This is a genomic window from Arsenophonus sp. ENCA (assembly GCF_002287155.1).
Taxonomy (GTDB): domain Bacteria; phylum Pseudomonadota; class Gammaproteobacteria; order Enterobacterales; family Enterobacteriaceae; genus Arsenophonus; species Arsenophonus nilaparvatae.
Window position 1 is genome coordinate 1 of record NZ_NHNG01000406.1, and the last position, 1,733, is coordinate 1,733.

Genomic DNA, 1,733 nt, shown 5'->3' on the forward strand with positions numbered 1-1,733 from the left:
AATCATGTTAATCTTTGAGATTTTTGATTAATTAACAAAATTAAGGAACGTATATGTCAAGCATCAATACAGGTATTGTTAAATGGTTTAACGCTGATAAAGGTTTTGGATTTATTTCACCCAAAAACGGCAGTCAGGATGTGTTTGTTCATTATTCTGCTATTCAGGGTAATGATTATAAAACGCTTTATGAAAGGCAGGAAGTAAACTTTTCAGTCGAAAGCGGTCATAAAGGACCTTCGGCAACCAATGTAATAGCCTTATGCTAGCATTAAATTAATTTATATTATTGCGTGGTATCTTTATGCCATGCAATAATCACGTTTAGCACATATTAAAAAATTAATCGCCATACTCTTTTTCTTTAATTTTCTGGTTTTTTTCTTCTTCGTTATAATATGAAATATTCATTTCATCGTTTTCTTTTTCCAGTTTTGGTGGTTCTTCTTCGAGTTGAATATCGGGTATTTTTTCATCATCATGCAGTACCGCCGATTCTAGAGTTATGTCCGGCTTATCATTAACTTTTTCTACCTCCATATCTTGCGGTAAACTTTCAGGGATTTCATTTCTAGGGATATTATCGAGTTCAATTACCATTGAATGCTCTTTGGTATCATTTTTTAGTGCCTCATTAAATTGTGATAGCGAATAAAGGTTAACGCTGTTTTCATCATTACCCTTATTTAGTACGATATATAAGCCATCGGATGCACCTGTGTAAGTGGCTTCTTCGATGTTTACTTTCCCTGTATAAACGCCAACCGGAATATGGAGATTTCCTCGTTGAATACCGTGTTCGTTAGTGACGGGCAATAATAATTCTGGTCGGTCATGGTGTGAGAATCTGGCGATTTCAACCAGGGTTTGGTCGATTTTTTGCGCTAATTTGGTGTTGCCTACTTCTTTGCTGTTATCCCAAATTCTGATTTCATTGCAAGCCAGCTGGTCTTCCTGTTTATTCAGGATGTCATGCGCGGTTAATCTGTCGCCAGAATTTTTTGTCAGGTTTTTCATCCAGGCGTCGCCATCTGATAAATAAAGCTGAACGTGTTCTTTTGCGCGGGATAATTTGTAGTAGCTCAGACTTGATCTGACAGTTACCGGTTATTTATACAGTATCTGTCAGGCTAAATTTGATTTAAATCTTTTTCTCTCCAAATTTGTTTTCCATCGTGTAAAGTTGCTATGGGTGTTCGACCGCAACACATTTTTCCTTGATGAGTACGCTGGTTATTGTATTCCTCTAACCATTTATCTAAATCAGTTTGTAATTCCTCTAAATTACCGTAGATTTTCTTACGAAAAACTACCTGGTAGAACTCTTGTAATACGGTTTTATGAAAACGTTCACAAATTCCATTAGTTTGAGGCGAGCGTGCCTTAGTTTTTGTGTGATCAATATCGTTGATAGCCAGATAAAGTTGATAATCGTGATGCTCAACTTTACCACAATATTCACTACCTCTGTCCGTCAGTATACGTAATATCGGTAATCCATGTTGGGCATAAAAAGGCAGAACCTTGTCATTTAATAAATCCGCAGCAGTTATCGAACTTTTCGTTGTGTAAAGTTTACAATGAACGACTTTGCAGTAAGTATCAATATAAGTTTGTTGGTAGATACGACCAACACCTTTTAAATGACCAACATAAAAAGTGTCCTGCGACCCCAGGTAACCCGGATGTGCTGTTTCAATCTCACCACTGGCTTCATCATCCTGTGCTTTCTT

Annotated in this window: 3 protein-coding genes; 1 reads left to right on the forward strand and 2 read right to left on the reverse strand. The window is 36.8% G+C overall.

All coding sequences use genetic code 11. The features are described from left to right. The first annotated feature begins 53 nt into the window (after positions 1-53). Positions 54-269 carry a cold-shock protein gene (locus tag CBG25_RS10625; RefSeq protein ID WP_290606551.1) on the forward strand — a complete coding sequence of 72 codons (216 nt, stop codon included), beginning with the start codon at positions 54-56 and terminating at the stop codon, positions 267-269. Positions 270-342: 73 nt separating this feature from the next. Here CBG25_RS10625 and CBG25_RS10630 read toward each other — a convergent pair whose 3' ends face one another. Beyond that, positions 343-1,017: a conjugative transfer relaxase/helicase TraI domain-containing protein gene (locus tag CBG25_RS10630; RefSeq protein ID WP_366212767.1), complete on the reverse strand. Its 675-nt coding sequence runs from the start codon at positions 1,015-1,017 to the stop codon at positions 343-345. 113 nt (positions 1,018-1,130) lie between these two features. Beyond that, positions 1,131-1,733: integrase core domain-containing protein (locus CBG25_RS10635; protein WP_290603686.1), on the reverse strand; the 603-nt coding region annotated here is incomplete at its 5' end.